Source organism: Bacillus sp. FSL P4-0334, from assembly GCF_038004825.1.
In the GTDB taxonomy this organism is placed as follows: domain Bacteria; phylum Bacillota; class Bacilli; order Bacillales; family Bacillaceae; genus Bacillus; species Bacillus velezensis.
In genome coordinates, this window is sequence record NZ_JBBORX010000001.1 from 1162977 (window position 1) to 1185364 (window position 22388).

Sequence of the window (22388 nt, forward strand, 5' to 3'; positions counted from 1 at the left end):
AAAATGCCAATGTATATATTTTGCATGATATGCTGAAATAATCATAGTGCATGTATAAATTATACAAACATGGAAATGCTAATAAAATCGGTATTTGTTTTTGGATGTGGTTTTCTTAATTAGAAACCCTTTTTTCTTTTGTCTTGTAAAAGTATTTCTTTATCGTAAGAGATGCTTATTACACATATAATACGCATGATTTGAGGGGTGAATCAGTTGACAGGTCAACTAGTTCAGTATGGACGACACCGCCAGCGCAGAAGCTATGCTCGCATTAGCGAAGTGTTAGAATTACCAAATCTCATTGAAATTCAAACCTCTTCTTATCAGTGGTTTCTTGATGAGGGTCTTAGAGAGATGTTTCAAGACATATCACCAATTGAGGATTTCACTGGTAACCTCTCTCTAGAGTTCATTGACTACAGTTTAGGAGATCCTAAGTATCCCGTTGAAGAGTCAAAAGAACGTGATGTGACTTACTCAGCTCCGCTGAGAGTGAAGGTTCGTTTAATTAACAAAGAAACTGGAGAGGTAAAAGACCAGGATGTCTTCATGGGTGATTTCCCTATTATGACAGATACCGGTACTTTTATCATCAACGGTGCAGAACGTGTTATCGTATCTCAGCTTGTTCGGTCTCCAAGTGTATATTTCAGTGGTAAAGTAGACAAGAACGGTAAAAAAGGTTTTACCGCGACTGTCATTCCAAACCGTGGCGCATGGTTAGAATACGAAACTGATGCGAAAGATGTTGTGTATGTCCGCATTGATCGCACACGTAAGTTGCCGGTTACGGTTCTTTTGCGTGCTCTCGGCTTCGGTTCCGACCAAGAGATTCTCGATCTCATTGGTGAGAATGAATATCTCCGCAATACACTGGATAAGGACAACACTGAAAACAGTGACAAAGCGCTTCTTGAAATCTATGAGCGCCTTCGTCCCGGAGAGCCGCCTACAGTAGAAAACGCAAAAAGCTTGCTGGATTCCCGTTTCTTCGATCCGAAGCGATACGACCTTGCGAATGTAGGACGCTATAAAATTAATAAAAAGCTTCATATCAAGAACCGCCTGTTTAACCAGCGCCTTGCAGAAACACTGGTGGATCCGGAAACCGGTGAAATTCTCGCTGAAAAAGGGCAGATTCTTGACAGAAGAACACTTGATAAAGTACTGCCATACTTAGAAAATGGAATCGGCTTCAGAAAACTTTATCCTAACGGCGGCGTTGTCGAGGATGAAGTGATGCTTCAATCCATTAAAATCTATGCTCCTACCGATGCAGAAGGAGAGCAGACGATCAATGTGATCGGCAATGCTTACATCGAAGAGGCGATTAAAAACATTACGCCTGCTGATATTATTTCTTCTATCAGCTACTTCTTCAACCTCCTGCACGGAGTGGGCGACACTGATGATATCGACCATCTCGGAAACCGCCGTCTGCGTTCTGTAGGTGAGCTCCTGCAAAACCAATTCCGTATCGGTTTAAGCCGGATGGAACGTGTCGTACGTGAAAGAATGTCTATTCAAGACACGAATACAATTACGCCGCAGCAGCTGATTAACATCAGACCTGTTATTGCGTCTATTAAAGAGTTCTTCGGAAGCTCACAGCTTTCTCAATTCATGGATCAGACGAACCCGCTTGCTGAATTGACGCACAAACGCCGTCTGTCAGCTCTCGGACCGGGCGGTTTGACACGTGAGCGCGCAGGTATGGAAGTACGTGACGTTCACTACTCTCACTATGGCCGTATGTGTCCGATTGAAACGCCTGAGGGCCCGAACATCGGTTTGATCAACTCATTGTCATCATTTGCGAAAGTAAACCGCTTTGGTTTCATTGAGACGCCATACCGCCGCGTTGATCCTGAAACAGGAAAAGTAACGCCTAGAATCGACTACCTGACTGCTGATGAAGAGGATAACTATGTCGTAGCCCAAGCGAATGCTAAGCTGAGCGATGACGGTTCTTTCTTGGATGACAGCATCGTAGCGCGTTTCAGAGGGGAAAACACCGTTGTAGCCCGCAACCGCGTGGATTACATGGACGTATCTCCTAAACAGGTTGTATCTGCTGCGACAGCATGTATTCCGTTCTTGGAAAACGATGACTCGAACCGCGCCCTCATGGGAGCGAACATGCAGCGTCAGGCTGTGCCTTTGATGCAGCCGGAAGCTCCGATCGTCGGAACGGGTATGGAATACGTATCCGGTAAAGACTCCGGTGCAGCCGTTATTTGTAAACACCCTGGTATCGTAGAACGGGTGGAAGCGAAAAACGTATGGGTGCGCCGCTATGAAGAAATTGACGGCCAAAAAGTAAAAGGCAACCTGGATAAGTACAGCTTGCTGAAATTCGTCCGCTCCAACCAAGGTACGTGCTACAACCAGCGTCCGATCGTCAGTGTCGGCGATGAAGTAGTAAAAGGAGAAATCCTTGCTGACGGACCTTCAATGGAGCTTGGTGAACTTGCTCTCGGCCGCAACGTAATGGTCGGCTTCATGACATGGGATGGTTACAACTATGAGGATGCCATCATCATGAGTGAACGCCTTGTGAAAGATGATGTATACACATCTATTCACATTGAAGAATATGAATCAGAAGCACGTGATACAAAGCTTGGGCCGGAAGAGATCACCCGTGATATTCCAAACGTAGGGGAAGACGCGCTTCGCAATCTTGATGACCGCGGAATTATCCGTATCGGTGCGGAAGTCAACGACGGAGACCTTCTTGTAGGTAAAGTAACGCCTAAAGGTGTAACTGAGCTTACGGCTGAAGAACGCCTTCTGCATGCGATCTTTGGAGAAAAAGCGCGTGAAGTCCGTGATACTTCTCTCCGTGTGCCTCACGGCGGCGGCGGAATTATCCACGACGTAAAAGTCTTCAACCGTGAAGACGGCGACGAACTTCCTCCGGGAGTGAACCAGCTTGTACGCGTATATATCGTTCAGAAACGTAAGATTTCTGAAGGTGATAAAATGGCCGGACGTCACGGAAACAAAGGGGTTATCTCGAAGATTCTTCCTGAAGAAGATATGCCTTACCTTCCTGACGGCACGCCGATCGATATCATGCTTAACCCGCTGGGTGTACCATCACGTATGAATATCGGTCAGGTATTAGAACTTCACATGGGTATGGCTGCCCGCTACCTCGGCATTCACATCGCGTCACCTGTATTTGACGGCGCGCGTGAAGAAGATGTGTGGGAAACACTTGAAGAAGCAGGCATGTCAAGAGACGCTAAAACAGTTCTTTATGACGGCCGTACGGGAGAACCGTTTGACAACCGTGTATCTGTCGGAATCATGTACATGATCAAACTGGCGCACATGGTTGATGATAAACTTCATGCCCGTTCTACAGGTCCTTACTCACTTGTTACGCAGCAGCCTCTCGGCGGTAAAGCCCAATTCGGCGGACAGCGTTTCGGTGAGATGGAGGTTTGGGCGCTTGAAGCTTACGGCGCAGCTTACACGCTTCAAGAAATCCTGACTGTGAAGTCCGATGACGTGGTCGGACGTGTGAAAACATATGAAGCCATCGTCAAAGGCGACAATGTTCCAGAGCCTGGTGTTCCGGAATCATTCAAAGTATTGATCAAAGAGCTTCAAAGCTTAGGTATGGACGTAAAAATCCTTTCAGGCGATGAAGAAGAAATAGAAATGAGAGATCTAGAAGACGAGGAAGATGCGAAACAAGCTGACGGCCTTGCATTATCAGGTGATGAAGCGCCGGAAGAAACAGCATCTCCAGACGTTGAACGTGACGCAGTAACGAAAGAGTAGTCTCTGATTGATAAAGGCAAGTGACATCGGTTAATCCGAAGATAAAAAGGGAGGTAGGCCCCTTGCTAGATGTGAACAATTTTGAGTATATGAACATCGGTCTTGCTTCACCGGATAAAATCCGTTCATGGTCTTTTGGTGAAGTGAAAAAGCCTGAAACGATAAACTATCGTACATTGAAACCTGAAAAGGACGGCCTGTTCTGCGAACGCATTTTCGGACCGACTAAGGACTGGGAATGTCATTGCGGCAAGTACAAGCGGGTTCGTTATAAAGGCGTAGTTTGTGACCGTTGCGGAGTTGAAGTAACGCGGGCTAAAGTCCGTCGTGAGAGAATGGGGCATATTGAACTGGCTGCCCCGGTTTCTCACATTTGGTATTTCAAAGGTATTCCGAGCCGTATGGGTCTTGTATTGGATATGTCACCGCGTGCGCTGGAAGAAGTTATTTACTTTGCTTCTTACGTCGTAACTGACCCGGCCAATACACCGCTCGAAAAGAAACAGCTTTTATCTGAAAAGGAATACCGTGCGTATCTGGATAAGTACGGAAACAAATTCCAAGCCTCTATGGGTGCGGAAGCCATTAATAAACTTCTGCAGGACATCGACCTTGTCAAAGAAGTTGATATGTTAAAAGAAGAGCTGAAGACTTCTCAAGGACAGCGCCGTACACGTGCGATCAAACGCCTTGAAGTGCTTGAAGCCTTCCGTAATTCAGGAAACAAGCCGTCTTGGATGATCCTCGACGTGCTTCCGGTTATTCCGCCTGAATTAAGACCGATGGTTCAGCTTGACGGCGGACGTTTCGCAACGTCTGATCTGAACGACCTTTACCGTCGTGTCATCAACCGTAATAACCGTTTAAAACGTCTGTTAGACCTCGGCGCGCCAAGCATCATCGTTCAGAACGAAAAACGTATGCTTCAGGAAGCAGTCGATGCTCTGATTGACAACGGACGCCGCGGCCGTCCGGTTACCGGACCGGGTAACCGTCCGCTTAAATCTCTTTCTCACATGCTGAAAGGGAAACAAGGGCGTTTCCGTCAGAACCTTCTCGGTAAACGTGTAGACTACTCAGGCCGTTCCGTTATCGTCGTAGGTCCGCATCTGAAAATGTATCAGTGCGGTTTGCCGAAGGAAATGGCGCTTGAGCTCTTCAAGCCTTTCGTCATGAAAGAGCTTGTTGAAAAAGGCCTTGCTCACAATATCAAGAGCGCAAAACGCAAAATCGAACGCGTGCAGCCTGAAGTATGGGATGTACTTGAATCTGTCATTAAGGAGCATCCGGTCTTACTGAACCGTGCCCCTACTCTTCACAGATTAGGTATCCAGGCTTTCGAACCGACGCTTGTTGAAGGACGCGCCATCCGTCTTCACCCGTTAGTATGTACAGCTTATAACGCTGACTTTGACGGTGACCAAATGGCGGTTCACGTACCTTTATCAGCTGAGGCTCAAGCTGAGGCGCGCATTCTGATGCTTGCGGCCCAAAACATCTTGAACCCTAAAGATGGTAAACCGGTTGTTACGCCGTCTCAGGATATGGTATTAGGAAACTACTACCTGACGCTTGAGCGCGCTGGAGCAGTCGGCGAGGGTATGGTTTTCAAAAATACGGACGAAGCGCTTCTTGCTTATCAAAACGGTTATGTTCACCTTCATACGAGAGTTGCTGTTGCAGCGAACTCCCTTAAGAATGTGACATTTACTGAAGAACAGCGTTCAAAATTGTTAATTACAACTGTCGGTAAGCTCGTCTTCAATGAAATTCTTCCGGAATCATTCCCTTACATGAATGAACCAACGAAGAGCAACATTGAAGAGAAGACACCTGACCGTTTCTTCTTAGATAAAGGTGCTGACGTAAAAGCTGTGATTGCTGAGCAGCCGATCAACGCACCGTTTAAAAAAGGCATTCTCGGTAAAATCATCGCGGAAATCTTTAAACGATTCCATATCACGGAAACGTCTAAAATGCTTGACCGCATGAAAAACCTCGGTTTCAGATATTCAACGAAAGCCGGCATCACAGTAGGGGTTTCTGATATCGTCGTTCTCGATGACAAACAGGAAATCCTTGAAGAAGCACAAAGCAAAGTTGATAATGTCCTGAAACAGTTCAGACGCGGTTTAATCACCGAAGAAGAACGTTATGAAAGAGTCATTTCAATTTGGAGTTCAGCGAAAGATGTTATCCAAGGCAAACTGATGAAATCATTAGACGAAGTCAATCCGATCTACATGATGAGTGACTCAGGAGCCCGTGGTAACGCATCTAACTTTACACAGCTTGCGGGTATGCGCGGTCTGATGGCCAACCCGGCTGGACGAATCATTGAATTGCCGATTAAATCAAGTTTCCGTGAAGGTCTGACAGTATTGGAGTACTTTATCTCCACTCACGGTGCGCGTAAAGGTCTTGCCGATACCGCCCTGAAAACAGCTGACTCAGGTTACCTTACACGCCGTCTTGTTGATGTTGCGCAGGATGTTATCATTCGTGAAACAGATTGCGGAACAGACCGCGGTATTCTTGCAAAACCGCTCAAAGAAGGCACGGAAATCATCGAGCGTCTGGAAGAGCGTCTGATCGGACGTTTCGCCAGAAAACAGATCAAACATCCTGAAACGGGTGCTGTGCTCATTAACGAAAATGAATTGATCGATGAAGATAAAGCGCTGGAAATCGTTGAAGCCGGAATCGAAGAAGTGTGGATCCGTTCTGCGTTCACATGTAACACTCCTCATGGTGTATGTAAACGATGCTACGGACGTAACCTTGCAACCGGAACTGATGTTGAAGTCGGCGAAGCAGTAGGTATTATCGCCGCTCAATCTATCGGTGAGCCTGGAACACAGTTAACAATGCGTACGTTCCACACAGGCGGGGTTGCCGGAGACGATATCACACAAGGTCTTCCGCGTATCCAAGAGCTTTTCGAAGCGCGTAATCCGAAAGGTCAAGCGACGATTTCTGAGATTGACGGTACAATTGCCGAAATCAATGAAGTCCGCGACAAACAGCAGGAGATTGTTGTTCAGGGCGCTGTTGAGACACGTTCATACACGGCACCTTACAACTCACGCCTGAAAGTGGCTGAGGGTGATCAGATTACCCGCGGTCAAGTGCTGACAGAAGGTTCTATCGATCCGAAAGAACTTCTTAAAGTCACTGACCTGACAACGGTTCAGGAATATCTTCTGCATGAGGTTCAGAAAGTTTACCGTATGCAGGGGGTTGAAATCGGCGATAAACACGTAGAAGTAATGGTTCGCCAGATGCTTCGCAAAGTCCGTGTGATCGATGCCGGAGATACTGATGTTCTCCCTGGCACATTGCTTGATATTCACCAATTCACAGAAGCGAACAAAAAAGTGTTGCTCGAAGGCAATCGACCTGCTACAGGCCGTCCTGTCCTTCTCGGTATCACAAAAGCTTCACTCGAGACGGATTCATTCTTGTCTGCCGCATCATTCCAAGAAACAACACGCGTTCTTACAGATGCTGCGATTAAAGGCAAGCGCGATGAACTTCTCGGCCTGAAAGAGAATGTTATCATCGGTAAGCTGGTTCCGGCCGGTACCGGTATGATGAATTACAGAAAAGTAAAACCTGTTTCAAACGTTCAGCCTTCGGAAGATATGGTTCCGGCTGAATAATAGAAACTGCTGCAGGAAAGGCTGTTTCGACAGCTTTTCCTCAGTATTACAATTATTCTGGCGGTGGACTGCACTAAAAAATGTCATACGTTGTTGACATCCGTCCCGCAGAGTGATAATATAACCAAGGTGCTCGAAATAAAACCTGTTACTTTGGAGGATATGTTTATGTCTTATGATAAAGTATCACAGGCCAAATCAATTATTATTGGTACGAAGCAAACAGTGAAAGCTCTAAAACGAGGTTCAGTGAAGGAAGTCGTCGTGGCAAAAGACGCGGATTCAGTTCTTACAGCTGGCGTTATCCAGCTTGCAAAGAACCAAAATACCGCTGTCTGTATGGTGGATTCCATGAAAAAGCTCGGCAAAGCCTGCGGAATTGAAGTGGGAGCAGCAGCTGTTGCCATTATGTTATAGCGTACTTTTTGTTTTTATATAAGATATCAATCTTGTGTAAAGACATTGTTTTTTGCCTAATGATGAACCACCTGGGTATGTGGGTTATAAAACGTAATGAAGGGAGGAACATAACATGCCTACAATTAATCAGCTAATTCGCAAGGGACGCGTGAGCAAAGTTGAAAACTCTAAGTCACCTGCACTAAACAAAGGATACAACAGCTTTAAAAAAGAGCACACTAACGTATCTTCTCCACAAAAACGCGGGGTATGTACTCGTGTGGGTACAATGACACCGAAAAAACCGAACTCAGCACTTCGTAAATATGCTCGTGTTCGTTTGACTAACGGAATCGAGGTTACTGCCTACATTCCTGGTATCGGTCACAACCTGCAAGAGCACAGCGTTGTACTGATCCGCGGCGGACGTGTAAAAGACTTACCGGGGGTACGCTACCACATCGTTCGTGGCGCGCTTGATACTGCCGGAGTTGAAAACCGTGCGCAAGGCCGTTCTAAATACGGTACGAAACGTCCTAAAGCAAAGTAATCAAATAAATCATTAAAACTATGAAGGGAGGATATTCAGATGCCACGTAAAGGTCCTGTAGCAAAAAGAGATGTTTTACCTGATCCGCTTTACAACTCTAAGCTGGTATCCCGCCTGATCAACAAAATGATGATCGACGGTAAAAAAGGTAAATCTCAAACAATCCTATACAAGTCATTCGATATCATTAAAGAACGCACTGGCAATGATGCAATGGAGGTTTTCGAACAAGCATTGAAAAACATCATGCCTGTACTTGAAGTAAAAGCACGCCGTGTAGGTGGAGCTAACTACCAAGTGCCTGTAGAAGTTCGTCCTGAACGCCGTACAACTCTTGGTCTTCGCTGGTTGGTTAACTATGCGCGTCTTCGCGGAGAAAAAACAATGGAAGAGCGCCTGGCTAACGAAATTCTTGATGCAGCTAACAACACTGGTGCTGCCGTTAAGAAACGTGAAGACACTCACAAGATGGCAGAAGCGAACAAAGCATTTGCTCACTACCGCTGGTAGGATTCATATAATCAAAATAATAATTCCCTAATAAGGAAGGAGAAATTACCCAATGGCAAGAGAGTTCTCCTTAGAAAAAACTCGTAATATCGGGATCATGGCTCACATCGATGCCGGTAAAACGACTACTACAGAACGGATCTTGTTCTACACAGGCCGTATCCACAAAATTGGCGAAACTCACGAAGGTGCTTCGCAAATGGACTGGATGGAGCAGGAACAAGAACGCGGTATCACAATCACTTCTGCAGCAACGACTGCACAGTGGAAAGGTTACCGTGTAAACATCATCGATACACCGGGACACGTAGACTTCACAGTTGAAGTTGAACGTTCACTCCGTGTACTTGATGGTGCGGTTGCCGTACTTGATGCTCAATCAGGTGTTGAGCCTCAGACAGAAACAGTATGGCGCCAAGCAACAACTTACGGAGTGCCGCGCGTTGTATTTGTCAACAAAATGGACAAAATCGGCGCAGACTTCCTTTACTCTGTAGGCACTTTAAGAGACCGTCTTCAAGCTAACGCTCACGCAATTCAATTGCCGATCGGCGCTGAAGACAACTTCGAAGGTATCATCGACTTAGTAGAAAACGTTGCGTATTTCTACGAAGATGACCTTGGAACTCGTTCAGATGCGAAAGAAATCCCTGAAGAGTACAAAGAGCAAGCTGAAGAGCTTCGCAGCAGCCTGATTGAAGCTGTAGCTGAGCTTGATGAAGAGCTTATGGAAAAGTACCTTGAAGGTGAAGAAATCACTATCCCTGAACTGAAAGCTGCTATCCGTAAAGGTACACTGAATGTTGAATTCTACCCTGTACTTGTTGGATCTGCTTTCAAAAACAAAGGTGTTCAGCTTGTACTTGATGCTGTTCTTGACTACCTTCCTGCGCCAACTGATGTTGCTGCAATCAAAGGTGTACGTCCTGACACAGATGAAGAGATCGTTCGTCATTCTTCTGATGAAGAGCCGTTCTCTGCACTTGCATTTAAAGTTATGACTGACCCTTACGTCGGTAAGCTGACATTCTTCCGCGTATATTCCGGTACACTTGATTCCGGTTCATATGTAAAGAACTCTACAAAAGGCAAGCGTGAGCGCGTAGGACGTATACTTCAAATGCACGCTAACAGCCGTGAAGAGATCTCTACTGTTTACGCCGGAGACATCGCAGCTGCTGTAGGTCTAAAAGATACTTCTACTGGAGATACTCTATGTGATGAGAAGGATCTTGTAATCCTTGAATCAATGGAATTCCCAGAGCCTGTTATCGACGTAGCGATTGAGCCTAAATCAAAAGCTGACCAAGATAAAATGGGTATCGCTTTAGCGAAACTTGCTGAAGAAGATCCTACATTCCGTACACAAACAAACCCTGAAACGGGTCAAACAATCATCTCTGGTATGGGTGAGCTTCACCTTGATATCATTGTTGATCGTATGAAGCGTGAGTTCAAAGTTGAAGCTAACGTTGGTGCTCCTCAAGTTGCGTACCGTGAGACATTCCGTACCGGTGCAAAAGTTGAAGGTAAATTCGTACGTCAATCAGGCGGACGCGGTCAGTTCGGTCACGTTTGGATCGAATTTGAACCGAACGAAGAAGGCGCTGGCTTTGAATTCGAAAACGCAATCGTCGGTGGTGTTGTTCCTCGTGAATACATCCCAGCCGTACAAGCAGGTCTTGAAGACTCTCTTGAAAATGGTGTCCTAGCCGGATTCCCGCTAATCGACATCAAGGCGAAACTTTTTGATGGATCTTACCATGATGTTGACTCAAACGAAATGGCGTTTAAAGTCGCTGCTTCTATGGCATTGAAAAATGCAGTCAGCAAATGTAACCCAGTTCTTCTTGAACCAATCATGAAAGTTGAAGTTGTTATTCCTGAAGAATACATGGGAGACATCATGGGTGATGTTACTTCTCGTCGCGGACGCGTAGAAGGTATGGAAGCTCGCGGTAACGCTCAAGTTGTGCGTGCGATGGTACCTCTTGCTGAAATGTTCGGTTACGCTACTGCCCTTCGTTCTAACACGCAAGGACGCGGTACGTTCACAATGTTCATGGATCACTACGAAGAAGTGCCGAAGAGCATCGCTGAAGAAATTATCAAAAAAAATAAAGGCGAATAATTGATTTTGCCACTTAACTCAAGTATAACTACTATTGTAAGATGAGGAAGTGAAAGCTTGCTTTCACTTTCTATCACTCTATACATTACTAATTAAAAGCTCTTAAGGAGGATTTTAGAATGGCTAAAGAAAAATTCGACCGTTCCAAATCACATGCCAATATCGGTACAATTGGACACGTTGACCATGGTAAAACAACATTAACTGCTGCTATCTCAACAGTACTTCATAAGAAATCTGGTAAAGGTACAGCTATGGCGTACGATCAAATTGATGGTGCTCCAGAAGAACGTGAGCGCGGTATCACAATCTCTACTGCACACGTTGAGTACGAAACTGACACTCGTCACTATGCACACGTTGACTGCCCAGGACACGCTGACTATGTTAAAAACATGATCACTGGTGCTGCGCAAATGGACGGAGCTATCCTTGTAGTATCTGCTGCTGATGGCCCAATGCCACAAACTCGTGAGCACATCCTTCTTTCTAAAAACGTTGGTGTACCATACATCGTAGTATTCCTTAACAAATGCGACATGGTAGACGACGAAGAGCTTCTTGAGCTTGTTGAAATGGAAGTTCGCGATCTTCTTAGCGAATACGACTTCCCTGGTGATGATGTACCAGTTGTTAAAGGTTCTGCTCTTAAAGCTCTTGAAGGTGACGCTGAGTACGAAGAAAAAATTCTTGAACTTATGGCTGCAGTTGACGAGTACATCCCAACTCCAGAACGCGACACTGACAAACCATTCATGATGCCAGTTGAGGACGTATTCTCAATCACTGGTCGTGGTACAGTTGCTACTGGCCGTGTAGAACGCGGACAAGTTAAAGTCGGTGACGAAGTTGAAATCATCGGTCTTCAAGAAGAAAACAGCAAAACAACTGTTACAGGTGTTGAAATGTTCCGTAAGCTTCTTGACTATGCTGAAGCTGGAGACAACATCGGTGCACTTCTTCGCGGTGTAGCTCGTGAAGACATCCAACGTGGACAAGTACTTGCTAAACCAGGTACAATCACTCCACACAGCAAATTCAAAGCTGAAGTTTACGTTCTTTCTAAAGAAGAGGGTGGACGTCATACTCCATTCTTCTCTAACTACCGTCCTCAGTTCTACTTCCGTACAACTGACGTAACTGGTATCATCAATCTTCCAGAAGGCGTAGAAATGGTTATGCCTGGAGATAACACTGAAATGATCGTTGAACTTATCTCTACAATCGCTATCGAAGAAGGAACTCGTTTCTCTATTCGTGAAGGCGGACGTACAGTTGGTTCAGGCGTTGTTTCTACAATCACTGAGTAATCGACTCGTTCATTAATGCGGGGTCCCTTATGGGGCCTCGTTTTTTTGTTTCCCCGCTGATTCCATGTATAATAGAACGTATACAAATTTTAGGAGCAGAGCGATGAACGATAACTTCAAGAAAACCAATCGTATTTCAATGCTTCAGCAATTGCTGATTAATGGCAGTGAACAAACCATTATGATTAATGGTGATGACAGGAGTAATCCGCTGCTTTTGTTTTTGCACGGCGGTCCCGGCACGCCCCAAATCGGCTATGCGAGAAAATACCAGAATAAGCTGGAAAAGCATTTCACCGTTGTGAACTGGGATCAGAGAGGGGCGGGTCTCTCTTATTCAAAGGAAATTCCGGGTTCATCTATGACCTTGGATCAGCTGACAGCCGATACCATTCATTTGACCGAACGCCTATGCAAGCAATTCAGCAGGCAAAAAATATATATCGCCGGCTATTCGTGGGGTTCAGTTCTGGCGCTTCATGTTCTTCAAGAGAGACCTGATTTGTATTATGGGTATATCGGTATCAGTCAGGTGGTTAATATTCAAAAGGAAGAAACGGAAGCTTACCGGCTGATGATGGAATGGAGCAGGCATCGCAAACATTTCCTGCTGGAAAAGACGCTGAGCTTTATCGGAGCGCCTCCATGGGAGAAACAGCTGCAGCGAACGTTGTTTCTGCTTTGTATCGAGATGAGGGGAGGAGGGTTTACCCATCATCCGATCGGCGCTCTTAAAGCAGGGGGGCGAATGCTGTTTGGTGAACCGTACGGTGTGAGAGGTAGCTTCTTAGCCGCGCGGGGACAAATGTTCAGCCTGAAACACCTGTGGGAGGATCTCATTTTCTTTGATGCCGGGGAATCAGTTTCTTCTATTATAATACCGTGCTGTTTTATGTCAGGGAGATACGATTTGACGGTCCCGGGGACGACGTCTTATGAATATTATCAGAAGGTTGATGCGCCGTATAAAGAATGGCATTGGTTTGAGAACTCAGCCCATTCGCCTCACTTGGAGGAACCGGATCGCTTTGCCGAAGTTGTCAGCCGGTTCGCATCGTTCCATCTCTGAAAGAAAACAGGCATATCCTTGATTAATCATGGTATCACCTGTATAATAATCAAAGTGTGAAAACCACAAGGTTCTTTAAATAAACCTTGCAACATGCGTCTATTTTCTGTATAATAGTGTATGTTGGTCTTTGACTGCGATGAAGTGAGAGGTTGCTGACACACCCGGCCGCTTTGCCATGGCAAGGTGATCAGGTTTTTCTCACGGAGAACTGTCTAACGTGATGTAGGCGAAAAGGAGGGAAAATAATGGCAAAACAAAAAATTCGTATTCGTTTAAAAGCATATGATCATAGAATCCTTGATCAATCTGCAGAGAAGATTGTTGAAACGGCAAAACGTTCTGGTGCCAGCGTATCTGGTCCGATTCCGTTGCCAACTGAAAAATCAGTTTACACAATCCTTCGTGCGGTGCACAAATACAAAGATTCTCGTGAGCAATTTGAAATGCGTACACATAAACGTTTAATCGACATTGTGAACCCAACACCACAAACTGTTGATGCTCTCATGCGATTAGACTTACCATCTGGTGTCGATATCGAAATCAAACTTTAATTCTAAAATATAGAATGATCATAATAGGAGGTGTGACGAATGACCAAAGGAATCTTAGGAAGAAAAATTGGTATGACGCAAGTATTCGCAGAGAACGGTGATCTTATCCCGGTAACTGTTATTGAAGCAGCTCCAAACGTTGTTCTTCAAAAGAAAACAGCTGAAAACGATGGCTATGAAGCGATCCAGCTTGGTTTTGACGATAAGCGTGAAAAGCTTTCAAACAAACCGGAAAAAGGACACGTTGCAAAAGCGGAAACTGCTCCTAAGCGCTTCGTTAAAGAATTACGCGGCGTGGATATGGATGCGTATGAAATTGGTCAGGAAGTCAAGGTTGAAATTTTCTCTGCAGGAGAAATCGTAGATGTAACAGGAGTATCTAAAGGTAAAGGTTTCCAAGGTGCAATCAAGCGCCACGGACAATCTCGCGGACCTATGTCTCACGGTTCACGCTACCACCGTCGTCCTGGTTCAATGGGACCTGTAGATCCTAACCGTGTATTCAAAGGTAAACTATTACCTGGACGCATGGGCGGAGATCAAATCACTGTCCAAAACCTTGAAATCGTAAAAGTAGATGCTGAGCGCAATCTTCTTTTGATTAAAGGTAACGTACCTGGTGCGAGAAAAACTTTAATCACTGTTAAAAGTGCTGTTAAATCTAAATAAGTCTCTTAGGAAAGGAGGAAATTGATCATGCCAAAAGTAGCATTATACAACCAAAACGGTTCTACTGCTGGTGATATCGAATTAAACGCGTCTGTATTTGGAATTGAGCCAAATGAGAGCGTAGTATTCGACGCTATTCTTATGCAAAGAGCTTCCTTACGTCAAGGATCTCACAAAGTAAAAAATCGTTCTGAAGTACGCGGCGGAGGTCGCAAACCATGGCGTCAAAAAGGTACAGGTCGTGCCCGTCAAGGTTCAATCCGTTCACCGCAATGGCGCGGAGGTGGTGTCGTATTCGGCCCAACACCACGCAGCTATTCTTACAAATTACCTAAAAAAGTTCGCCGCTTGGCAATCAAATCAGTATTGTCTTCTAAAGTGAACGACAACAACATTATTGTTCTTGAAGATCTTACTCTTGATACGGTTAAAACAAAAGAAATGGCAGCTATCCTTAAAGGATTATCTGTTGAGAAAAAAGCTTTAATCGTAACTGCGGATGCAAACGAAGCAGTATCTCTTTCTGCACGCAACATCCCTGGAGTTACAGTTGTTCAAGCTAACGGAATCAACGTGTTAGACGTTGTCAACCACGAGAAGCTTCTGATTACAAAAGCTGCGGTTGAAAAAGTAGAGGAGGTGCTTGCATAATGAAAGATCCTCGTGATGTTCTTAAGCGCCCCGTCATTACTGAACGTTCTGCTGATTTAATGACTGAAAAAAAATATACTTTTGAAGTTGATGTAAGAGCTAACAAAACAGAAGTGAAAGATGCAGTTGAAAGTATCTTTGGAGTGAAAGTTGACAAAGTCAACATCATGAACTACAAAGGGAAATCAAAACGTGTCGGCCGCTACACTGGTATGACTAGCCGTCGCAGAAAAGCGATCGTAAAACTTACTGCAGACAGCAAAGAAATCGAAATTTTTGAAGCTTAATTATCTGTAAAAAGAAGGAGGGAAATTCAAAATGGCGATTAAAAAGTATAAACCGACCTCTAACGGACGTCGTGGCATGACAACTTCAGATTTTGCTGAAATCACGACTGACCAGCCGGAAAAATCCTTGCTTGCGCCCCTTCACAAAAAAGGCGGACGTAACAACCAAGGTAAATTGACTGTACGTCACCAAGGTGGCGGACACAAACGCCAATACCGTGTTATCGACTTCAAACGCGATAAAGATGGTATACCTGGACGCGTTGCTACAGTTGAGTACGATCCAAACCGTTCAGCTAACATTGCACTAATCAACTATGTAGACGGAGAAAAACGTTACATTCTTGCACCAAAAGGAATTCAAGTAGGTACTGAAATCATGTCCGGCCCTGAAGCTGACATCAAAGTAGGTAACGCACTTCCGCTTATCAACATCCCTGTTGGTACAGTTGTGCATAACATTGAATTAAAACCTGGTAAAGGCGGACAGCTTGTACGTTCAGCTGGTACATCTGCTCAGGTTCTTGGTAAAGAAGGCAAATACGTTCTTGTACGTCTTAACTCTGGTGAAGTTCGCATGATCCTTTCTGCTTGCCGCGCTTCTATCGGTCAAGTAGGTAACGAGCAGCACGAACTTATCAACGTTGGTAAAGCAGGACGCTCTCGCTGGAAAGGCATCCGCCCTACAGTCCGCGGTTCTGTAATGAACCCTAACGATCACCCGCACGGTGGTGGTGAAGGTCGCGCGCCAATCGGACGTAAATCACCAATGTCTCCTTGGGGCAAACCGACTCTTGGATTCAAGACACGTAAGAAAAAGAACAAATCTGATAAATTTATCGTACGTCGTCGTAAAAATAAATAACGGGGTTGTCTACGGTTCATTTCGGACCGTAGTGCAATCACGAAGGGAGGTTCCAAAATGGCTCGCAGCTTGAAAAAAGGACCATTTGTCGATGGACACTTGATGACAAAAATCGAGAAATTAAATGAAACGGACAAGAAACAAGTTGTAAAAACTTGGTCTCGCCGTTCAACTATTTTCCCACAATTTATCGGTCACACTATCGCAGTATATGACGGACGTAAACACGTGCCTGTATTCATTTCTGAAGACATGGTAGGCCACAAGTTGGGCGAATTCGCACCGACTCGTACTTACAAAGGCCACGCCAGTGACGATAAAAAAACAAGACGCTAAGAGAGGAGGCTTTTAAATGCAAGCTAAAGCTGTTGCAAGAACAGTCCGTATTGCTCCTCGTAAAGCACGTCTAGTAATGGACCTGATTCGAGGTAAGCAAGTAGGCGAAGCAGTATCTATCCTGAACTTAACTCCGAGAGCTGCTTCTCCGATCATCGAAAAAGTTTTAAAATCTGCTATCGCAAATGCTGAGCACAACTACGAGATGGACGCTAACAATCTGGTTATTTCTCAGGCATTTGTTGACGAAGGCCCAACGTTAAAAAGATTCCGCCCGCGTGCTATGGGACGTGCGAGCCAAATCAACAAACGTACGAGCCACATTACAATCGTTGTATCAGAAAAGAAGGAGGGATAAGTAGTGGGTCAAAAGGTAAATCCAGTCGGTCTTCGTATCGGAGTCATTCGTGATTGGGAATCTAAGTGGTACGCTGGTAAAGATTACGCTGACTTCCTGCACGAAGATTTAAAAATTCGTGAATTCATTAGCAAACGCCTTTCTGACGCTTCTGTTTCTAAAGTAGAAATCGAGCGCGCAGCAAACCGCGTTAACATTACGATCCACACTGCTAAGCCTGGTATGGTAATCGGTAAAGGCGGATCTGAAGTTGAAGCACTTCGTAAAGCCCTTAACAGCCTTACTGGCAAGCGTGTACACATTAACATTCTTGAAATCAAAAGAGCAGATCTTGATGCTCAGCTTGTAGCTGACAACATCGCTCGTCAACTAGAAAACCGTATTTCTTTCCGCCGTGCGCAGAAACAACAAATCCAACGCACTATGCGTGCTGGAGCACAAGGTGTGAAAACAATGGTTTCCGGCCGTCTTGGCGGAGCTGACATTGCTCGTTCTGAATACTACAGTGAAGGAACTGTTCCATTGCACACTTTACGTGCTGACATCGACTATGCAACATCTGAAGCTGACACAACTTACGGTAAGCTTGGTGTAAAAGTCTGGATCTATCGTGGAGAGGTTCTTCCTACTAAGAAGAAAACTGAGGAAGGAGGAAAATAATATGTTATTACCAAAACGCGTTAAATATCGCAGAGAGCATCGCGGAAAAATGCGCGGTCGCGCTAAAGGCGGTACTGAAGTACATTTTGGTGAGTACGGTATCCAGGCTCTTGAAGCTTCTTGGATCACAAACCGCCAAATCGAAGCTGCACGTATTGCGATGACTCGTTACATGAAACGTGGCGGTAAAGTTTGGATTAAAATTTTCCCTTCAAAACCTTACACTGCTAAACCGCTTGAGGTACGGATGGGTTCCGGTAAAGGGGCTCCTGAAGGCTGGGTAGCTGTTGTAAAACCGGGCAAAGTTTTATTTGAAATTTCTGGTGTGTCTGAAGAGGTAGCTCGTGAAGCTCTTCGTCTTGCATCTCACAAATTGCCAATTAAAACGAAGTTCGTAAAACGTGAAGAAATTGGTGGTGAATCAAATGAAAGCTAATGAAATTCGTGACCTTACCACTGCTGAAATTGAACAAAAAGTAAAGTCTCTTAAAGAAGAACTTTTCAATCTTCGCTTTCAATTAGCGACAGGACAACTTGAAAATACTGCTCGCATTCGTGAAGTGCGCAAAGCTATCGCGCGCATGAAAACTGTGATTCGTGAAAGAGAAATTGCTGCCAACAAATAATCACTGAGGGGAGGTCGTGAGCATGAGCGAACGTAACCAACGCAAAGTTTACCAAGGCCGTGTTGTTTCTGACAAAATGGATAAAACCATCACTGTTGTTGTTGAAACATACAAAAAGGATCCTATTTACGGTAAACGCGTAAAATACTCAAAGAAATTCAAAGCACATGATGAAAATAACCAAGCTAAAATCGGAGACATCGTAAAGATCATGGAAACTCGTCCATTATCTGCAACTAAGCGTTTTCGTCTAGTAGAAGTTGTCGAAGAAGCTGTTATTATCTAATAAAGTTCGGAATTCTTTTTCCGAAGGGAGGTAACAAATAATGATTCAACAAGAGACTCGTTTAAAAGTTGCTGACAACTCCGGTGCGCGTGAGGTACTTACTATTAAAGTTCTTGGCGGTTCTGGACGTAAAACGGCTAACATTGGTGATGTAATTGTTTGCACGGTTAAACAAGCAACACCAGGAGGCGTTGTCAAAAAAGGTGAAGTCGTAAGAGCTGTTATCGTTCGCACAAAAAGCGGAGCACGCAGAACTGACGGATCATACATCAGCTTCGATGAGAATGCATGTGTTATCATCCGTGACGACAAGAGCCCGCGTGGAACTCGTATCTTCGGACCGGTTGCCCGTGAATTACGTGAAAACAACTTCATGAAAATTGTTTCTCTGGCTCCAGAAGTTATCTAATGAAATAAATGCCTTACTCAAGGAGGTGCGATCAGGATGCATGTGAAAAAAGGCGATAAAGTAATGGTTATCTCTGGTAAAGATAAAGGCAAACAAGGTACGATCCTTGCTGCTTTCCCTAAAAAGGACCGCGTTCTAGTTGAGGGCGTAAACATGGTGAAGAAGCACTCTAAACCAACTCAAGCAAACCCTCAAGGCGGTATTTCTAATCAAGAGGCGCCAATTCATGTATCAAACGTTATGCCGCTCGATCCTAAAACAGGTGAAGTGACTCGCGTAGGATACAAAGTGGAAGATGGCAAAAAAGTTCGTGTTGCAAAAAAATCTGGGCAAGTCTTAGATAAATAGTATTTAAAGGAAGGGAGGTCTATCTCATGAACCGCCTTAAAGAAAAGTACAATAAAGAAATTTCACCTGCTTTAATGACGAAGTTCAACTACGACTCTGTTATGCAGGTGCCAAAAATCGAAAAAATCGTAATCAACATGGGTGTCGGTGATGCTGTTCAAAACGCAAAAGCAATCGACAGTGCTGTTGAAGAATTAACGTTTATCGCAGGTCAAAAACCTGTCGTTACTCGTGCGAAGAAATCAATTGCTGGATTCCGTCTTCGTGAGGGAATGCCTATCGGTGCGAAAGTAACTCTTCGCGGAGAGCGCATGTATGATTTCCTTGATAAACTTATTTCTGTATCTTTACCGCGTGTACGTGACTTCCGCGGGATTTCTAAGAAATCTTTCGACGGTCGCGGAAACTACACTCTTGGTATCAAAGAACAGTTAATCTTCCCTGAAATTGACTACGATAAAGTAACAAAGGTTCGCGGAATGGACATCGTTATCGTAACGACTGCTAACTCTGACGAAGAGGCTCGTGAGCTATTAACTCAAGTAGGTATGCCGTTCCAGAAATAATCAATGAAAGGGAGGCGAAATCGTGGCTAAAAAGTCAATGATTGCGAAACAACAACGTACACCAAAGTTTAAAGTGCAAGATTACACTCGCTGTGAACGCTGCGGACGTCCGCACTCAGTCATTCGTAAATTTAAACTTTGCCGTATTTGTTTCCGTGAGCTTGCATATAAAGGACAAATTCCTGGCGTGAAAAAAGCCAGCTGGTAATCCCCAAGAATGGGAAGGAGGTAATTATATAATGGTTATGACAGATCCAATTGCAGATATGCTGACTCGTATTCGCAATGCAAACATGGTACGTCATGAGAAGCTTGAAATTCCTGCTTCTAAATTGAAAAGAGAAATTGCTGACATTTTAAAGCGTGAAGGTTTCATTCGTGACGTTGAGTTCGTAGAAGACAGCAAACAAGGTATCATCCGCGTTTTCTTGAAATACGGACAAAACAACGAGCGCGTTATCACTGGTCTTAAAAGAATCAGCAAACCAGGTTTGCGTGTATACGCTAAATCAAATGAAGTACCTCGCGTACTTAACGGTCTTGGAATCGCGATTATTTCTACATCACAAGGTGTTTTAACGGACAAAGAAGCCCGTGCAAAACAAGCTGGTGGAGAAGTTCTAGCATACGTTTGGTAAGAAGTTTAACAAGAATGGAGGTGTTTTAGTATGTCTCGTGTAGGTAAAAAACTGCTTGAGATCCCTTCTGGAGTTACAGTAACGCTGAACGAAGGCAACACTGTAGCTGTAAAAGGACCAAAAGGAGAATTAACTCGTACTTTCCATCCTGATATGGAAATCAAAATTGAGGACAACGTGCTTACAGTTACTCGTCCTTCTGATCACAAAGAGCACCGTGCGCTGCATGGTACGACTCGCAGTCTGCTTGGAAACATGGTTGAAGGCGTATCTAAAGGATTTGAAAGAGGTTTGGAATTAGTCGGTGTCGGTTATCGTGCGGCTAAATCCGGAAACAAACTTGTTTTAAACGTTGGATACTCTCACCCTGTTGAGATCGTTCCTGAAGAGGGCATCGAAATCGAAGTTCCTTCTCAAACTAAAGTAGTTGTAAAAGGTACAGACAAAGAGCGTGTAGGAGCTATCGCTGCTAACATCCGCGCTGTACGTTCTCCAGAGCCTTACAAAGGTAAAGGAATCCGCTACGAAGGTGAAGTTGTTCGCCGTAAAGAGGGTAAATCTGCTAAGTAAGACCGCTTAAAGTGAAGAAAGGAGTGACCTAAGGATGATTACGAAAACTAGCAAAAATGCTGCTCGTCAAAAAAGACATGCCCGTGTTCGTGCTAAACTTTCAGGCACAGCTGAAAGACCTCGTCTGAATGTGTTCCGTTCAAACAAACACATTTATGCTCAAATCATCGATGATGTAAATGGCGTTACACTTGCTAGTGCCTCTACTCTCGATAAAGATTTGAACGTGGAAAGCACTGGTGACAGCGCTGCTGCTGCTAAAGTCGGTGAACTCGTTGCGAAACGCGCTTCTGAGAAAGGTGTTTCTGACGTAGTATTTGACCGCGGCGGATACTTATACCATGGACGTGTAAAAGCTCTGGCCGATGCAGCTCGTGAAGCCGGACTGAAATTTTAATAAAAAAAGGAGGGACACATGATTATGCGTCGTATTGACCCAAGCAAATTAGAGTTAGAAGAACGCTTAGTTACGGTTAACCGCGTAGCGAAAGTTGTTAAAGGTGGTCGTCGTTTCCGTTTCGCAGCTCTAGTCGTTGTCGGTGACAAAAACGGTCACGTAGGTTTCGGTACTGGTAAAGCACAAGAAGTACCTGAAGCAATCCGCAAAGCTGTTGAAGATGCGAAAAAGAATTTGATTGAAGTACCAATGGTTGGAACTACGATTCCACACGAAATCATCGGACGTTTCGGTGCAGGCAATATCTTGTTGAAACCTGCTTCTGAAGGTACTGGAGTTATCGCTGGAGGCCCTGTACGTGCGGTACTTGAGCTTGCTGGCGTTGCTGATATCCTTTCTAAGTCTTTAGGTTCTAACACACCGATCAACATGATCCGTGCAACACTTCAAGGTTTAAGTGAGCTTAAACGTGCTGAAGAGGTTGCGAAGCTTCGTGGAAAATCTGTAGAAGAACTGTTAGGATAAGGAGGGAACATTAATGGCTAAATTAGAAATTACCCTCAAACGCAGTGTAATCGGTCGCCCGGAAGATCAGCGCGTTACTGTAAGAACACTTGGTTTAAAGAAAACAAACCAAACTGTCGTTCATGAAGATAACGCTGCGATCCGCGGTATGATTAATAAAGTATCTCATCTAGTTTCTGTTAAAGAACAATAAAAATAAATTATAGGCTAA

Annotated in this window: 28 protein-coding genes; all 28 read left to right on the forward strand. The window is 44.6% G+C overall.

The window, feature by feature from the left end; translation table 11 throughout:
- The first annotated feature begins 216 nt into the window (after positions 1-216).
- On the forward strand, positions 217-3798 hold the full coding sequence (gene rpoB / locus NSQ37_RS05995; protein ID WP_003156440.1) for a DNA-directed RNA polymerase subunit beta: 3582 nt from the start codon (positions 217-219) through the stop codon (positions 3796-3798).
- 62 nt (positions 3799-3860) lie between these two features.
- A complete protein-coding gene (rpoC, locus tag NSQ37_RS06000; protein ID WP_007410398.1) occupies positions 3861-7460 on the forward strand; it encodes a DNA-directed RNA polymerase subunit beta' in 3600 nt (1199 codons plus the stop codon).
- A 168-nt stretch (positions 7461-7628) separates the two neighbouring features.
- The gene (locus tag NSQ37_RS06005; RefSeq protein WP_003156443.1) at positions 7629-7877 is read left to right on the forward strand and encodes a 50S ribosomal protein L7ae-like protein; all 249 of its coding nucleotides are present in this window, start codon (positions 7629-7631) and stop codon (positions 7875-7877) included.
- A gap of 115 nt (positions 7878-7992) precedes the next feature.
- Positions 7993-8409: a 30S ribosomal protein S12 gene (gene rpsL / locus NSQ37_RS06010; protein ID WP_003156445.1), complete on the forward strand. Its 417-nt coding sequence runs from the start codon at positions 7993-7995 to the stop codon at positions 8407-8409.
- Between the two features lie 39 nt (positions 8410-8448).
- Positions 8449-8919, forward strand: coding sequence for a 30S ribosomal protein S7 (gene rpsG / locus NSQ37_RS06015; protein WP_003156447.1), 471 nt, complete (start codon positions 8449-8451; stop codon positions 8917-8919).
- Between the two features lie 52 nt (positions 8920-8971).
- Positions 8972-11050: an elongation factor G gene (fusA, locus tag NSQ37_RS06020; protein ID WP_007410399.1), complete on the forward strand. Its 2079-nt coding sequence runs from the start codon at positions 8972-8974 to the stop codon at positions 11048-11050.
- A 119-nt stretch (positions 11051-11169) separates the two neighbouring features.
- Positions 11170-12360, forward strand: coding sequence for an elongation factor Tu (tuf, locus tag NSQ37_RS06025; protein ID WP_007410400.1), 1191 nt, complete (start codon positions 11170-11172; stop codon positions 12358-12360).
- 103 nt (positions 12361-12463) lie between these two features.
- Entirely contained in the window at positions 12464-13429 is a 966-nt protein-coding gene (locus NSQ37_RS06030; RefSeq protein WP_025284099.1) for an alpha/beta fold hydrolase, read from the forward strand.
- A gap of 248 nt (positions 13430-13677) precedes the next feature.
- Positions 13678-13986: a 30S ribosomal protein S10 gene (rpsJ, locus tag NSQ37_RS06035; RefSeq protein ID WP_003156464.1), complete on the forward strand. Its 309-nt coding sequence runs from the start codon at positions 13678-13680 to the stop codon at positions 13984-13986.
- Positions 13987-14025: 39 nt separating this feature from the next.
- A complete protein-coding gene (gene rplC, locus NSQ37_RS06040; RefSeq protein ID WP_007410402.1) occupies positions 14026-14655 on the forward strand; it encodes a 50S ribosomal protein L3 in 630 nt (209 codons plus the stop codon).
- A gap of 27 nt (positions 14656-14682) precedes the next feature.
- Complete coding sequence (gene rplD, locus NSQ37_RS06045; RefSeq protein WP_007615239.1) at positions 14683-15306, forward strand: 50S ribosomal protein L4; 624 nt, start codon at positions 14683-14685, stop codon at positions 15304-15306.
- A complete protein-coding gene (rplW, locus tag NSQ37_RS06050; RefSeq protein WP_003156467.1) occupies positions 15306-15593 on the forward strand; it encodes a 50S ribosomal protein L23 in 288 nt (95 codons plus the stop codon). The genes rplD and rplW overlap by 1 nt, the downstream gene beginning before the upstream one ends.
- A gap of 31 nt (positions 15594-15624) precedes the next feature.
- The gene (gene rplB, locus NSQ37_RS06055) at positions 15625-16458 is read left to right on the forward strand and encodes a 50S ribosomal protein L2 (protein ID WP_003156470.1); all 834 of its coding nucleotides are present in this window, start codon (positions 15625-15627) and stop codon (positions 16456-16458) included.
- A 57-nt stretch (positions 16459-16515) separates the two neighbouring features.
- Positions 16516-16794, forward strand: coding sequence for a 30S ribosomal protein S19 (rpsS, locus tag NSQ37_RS06060; RefSeq protein WP_003156472.1), 279 nt, complete (start codon positions 16516-16518; stop codon positions 16792-16794).
- Between the two features lie 16 nt (positions 16795-16810).
- On the forward strand, positions 16811-17152 hold the full coding sequence (gene rplV, locus NSQ37_RS06065; protein WP_003156475.1) for a 50S ribosomal protein L22: 342 nt from the start codon (positions 16811-16813) through the stop codon (positions 17150-17152).
- 3 nt (positions 17153-17155) lie between these two features.
- Entirely contained in the window at positions 17156-17812 is a 657-nt protein-coding gene (gene rpsC / locus NSQ37_RS06070; RefSeq protein ID WP_003156476.1) for a 30S ribosomal protein S3, read from the forward strand.
- Between the two features lies 1 nt (position 17813).
- On the forward strand, positions 17814-18248 hold the full coding sequence (gene rplP / locus NSQ37_RS06075) for a 50S ribosomal protein L16 (protein WP_003156478.1): 435 nt from the start codon (positions 17814-17816) through the stop codon (positions 18246-18248).
- Positions 18238-18438 (forward strand): 50S ribosomal protein L29, encoded by a 201-nt coding sequence (gene rpmC, locus NSQ37_RS06080; RefSeq protein ID WP_003156482.1) that lies wholly within the window; start codon positions 18238-18240, stop codon positions 18436-18438. The genes rplP and rpmC overlap by 11 nt, the downstream gene beginning before the upstream one ends.
- Before the next feature lie 22 nt (positions 18439-18460).
- Positions 18461-18724 carry a 30S ribosomal protein S17 gene (gene rpsQ, locus NSQ37_RS06085; protein ID WP_003156484.1) on the forward strand — a complete coding sequence of 88 codons (264 nt, stop codon included), beginning with the start codon at positions 18461-18463 and terminating at the stop codon, positions 18722-18724.
- 40 nt (positions 18725-18764) lie between these two features.
- On the forward strand, positions 18765-19133 hold the full coding sequence (rplN, locus tag NSQ37_RS06090; RefSeq protein WP_007410404.1) for a 50S ribosomal protein L14: 369 nt from the start codon (positions 18765-18767) through the stop codon (positions 19131-19133).
- 36 nt (positions 19134-19169) lie between these two features.
- Positions 19170-19481 carry a 50S ribosomal protein L24 gene (gene rplX, locus NSQ37_RS06095; protein WP_003156486.1) on the forward strand — a complete coding sequence of 104 codons (312 nt, stop codon included), beginning with the start codon at positions 19170-19172 and terminating at the stop codon, positions 19479-19481.
- Positions 19482-19507: 26 nt separating this feature from the next.
- Positions 19508-20047, forward strand: coding sequence for a 50S ribosomal protein L5 (rplE, locus tag NSQ37_RS06100; protein ID WP_003156487.1), 540 nt, complete (start codon positions 19508-19510; stop codon positions 20045-20047).
- A gap of 22 nt (positions 20048-20069) precedes the next feature.
- Positions 20070-20255, forward strand: a complete 186-nt coding sequence (gene rpsN / locus NSQ37_RS06105; RefSeq protein WP_341123409.1) for a 30S ribosomal protein S14 — start codon at positions 20070-20072, stop codon at positions 20253-20255.
- Between the two features lie 31 nt (positions 20256-20286).
- Positions 20287-20685, forward strand: coding sequence for a 30S ribosomal protein S8 (gene rpsH, locus NSQ37_RS06110; RefSeq protein ID WP_003156489.1), 399 nt, complete (start codon positions 20287-20289; stop codon positions 20683-20685).
- Positions 20686-20715: 30 nt separating this feature from the next.
- Positions 20716-21255 carry a 50S ribosomal protein L6 gene (rplF, locus tag NSQ37_RS06115; RefSeq protein ID WP_003156490.1) on the forward strand — a complete coding sequence of 180 codons (540 nt, stop codon included), beginning with the start codon at positions 20716-20718 and terminating at the stop codon, positions 21253-21255.
- A 34-nt stretch (positions 21256-21289) separates the two neighbouring features.
- Positions 21290-21652: a 50S ribosomal protein L18 gene (rplR, locus tag NSQ37_RS06120; RefSeq protein WP_003156492.1), complete on the forward strand. Its 363-nt coding sequence runs from the start codon at positions 21290-21292 to the stop codon at positions 21650-21652.
- 24 nt (positions 21653-21676) lie between these two features.
- Positions 21677-22177: a 30S ribosomal protein S5 gene (gene rpsE / locus NSQ37_RS06125; RefSeq protein WP_003156493.1), complete on the forward strand. Its 501-nt coding sequence runs from the start codon at positions 21677-21679 to the stop codon at positions 22175-22177.
- A 13-nt stretch (positions 22178-22190) separates the two neighbouring features.
- A complete protein-coding gene (gene rpmD / locus NSQ37_RS06130) occupies positions 22191-22370 on the forward strand; it encodes a 50S ribosomal protein L30 (RefSeq protein WP_003156497.1) in 180 nt (59 codons plus the stop codon).
- Positions 22371-22388 lie beyond the last annotated feature (18 nt).

Bases quoted from the DNA above. Each gene is read 5' to 3' on its own strand.
- NSQ37_RS06005 (WP_003156443.1), top strand. From the start codon at position 7,629: ATGTCTTATGATAAAGTATCACAGGCCAAATCAATTATTATTGGTACG.
- rpsL (WP_003156445.1), top strand. From the start codon at position 7,993: ATGCCTACAATTAATCAGCTAATTCGCAAGGGACGCGTGAGCAAAGTT.
- rpsG (WP_003156447.1), top strand. From the start codon at position 8,449: ATGCCACGTAAAGGTCCTGTAGCAAAAAGAGATGTTTTACCTGATCCG.
- fusA (WP_007410399.1), top strand. From the start codon at position 8,972: ATGGCAAGAGAGTTCTCCTTAGAAAAAACTCGTAATATCGGGATCATG.
- tuf (WP_007410400.1), top strand. From the start codon at position 11,170: ATGGCTAAAGAAAAATTCGACCGTTCCAAATCACATGCCAATATCGGT.
- NSQ37_RS06030 (WP_025284099.1), top strand. From the start codon at position 12,464: ATGAACGATAACTTCAAGAAAACCAATCGTATTTCAATGCTTCAGCAA.
- rpsJ (WP_003156464.1), top strand. From the start codon at position 13,678: ATGGCAAAACAAAAAATTCGTATTCGTTTAAAAGCATATGATCATAGA.
- rplC (WP_007410402.1), top strand. From the start codon at position 14,026: ATGACCAAAGGAATCTTAGGAAGAAAAATTGGTATGACGCAAGTATTC.
- rplD (WP_007615239.1), top strand. From the start codon at position 14,683: ATGCCAAAAGTAGCATTATACAACCAAAACGGTTCTACTGCTGGTGAT.
- rplW (WP_003156467.1), top strand. From the start codon at position 15,306: ATGAAAGATCCTCGTGATGTTCTTAAGCGCCCCGTCATTACTGAACGT.
- rplB (WP_003156470.1), top strand. From the start codon at position 15,625: ATGGCGATTAAAAAGTATAAACCGACCTCTAACGGACGTCGTGGCATG.
- rpsS (WP_003156472.1), top strand. From the start codon at position 16,516: ATGGCTCGCAGCTTGAAAAAAGGACCATTTGTCGATGGACACTTGATG.
- rplV (WP_003156475.1), top strand. From the start codon at position 16,811: ATGCAAGCTAAAGCTGTTGCAAGAACAGTCCGTATTGCTCCTCGTAAA.
- rplP (WP_003156478.1), top strand. From the start codon at position 17,814: ATGTTATTACCAAAACGCGTTAAATATCGCAGAGAGCATCGCGGAAAA.
- rpmC (WP_003156482.1), top strand. From the start codon at position 18,238: ATGAAAGCTAATGAAATTCGTGACCTTACCACTGCTGAAATTGAACAA.
- rpsQ (WP_003156484.1), top strand. From the start codon at position 18,461: ATGAGCGAACGTAACCAACGCAAAGTTTACCAAGGCCGTGTTGTTTCT.
- rplN (WP_007410404.1), top strand. From the start codon at position 18,765: ATGATTCAACAAGAGACTCGTTTAAAAGTTGCTGACAACTCCGGTGCG.
- rplX (WP_003156486.1), top strand. From the start codon at position 19,170: ATGCATGTGAAAAAAGGCGATAAAGTAATGGTTATCTCTGGTAAAGAT.
- rplE (WP_003156487.1), top strand. From the start codon at position 19,508: ATGAACCGCCTTAAAGAAAAGTACAATAAAGAAATTTCACCTGCTTTA.
- rpsH (WP_003156489.1), top strand. From the start codon at position 20,287: ATGGTTATGACAGATCCAATTGCAGATATGCTGACTCGTATTCGCAAT.
- rplF (WP_003156490.1), top strand. From the start codon at position 20,716: ATGTCTCGTGTAGGTAAAAAACTGCTTGAGATCCCTTCTGGAGTTACA.
- rplR (WP_003156492.1), top strand. From the start codon at position 21,290: ATGATTACGAAAACTAGCAAAAATGCTGCTCGTCAAAAAAGACATGCC.
- rpsE (WP_003156493.1), top strand. From the start codon at position 21,677: ATGCGTCGTATTGACCCAAGCAAATTAGAGTTAGAAGAACGCTTAGTT.
- rpmD (WP_003156497.1), top strand. From the start codon at position 22,191: ATGGCTAAATTAGAAATTACCCTCAAACGCAGTGTAATCGGTCGCCCG.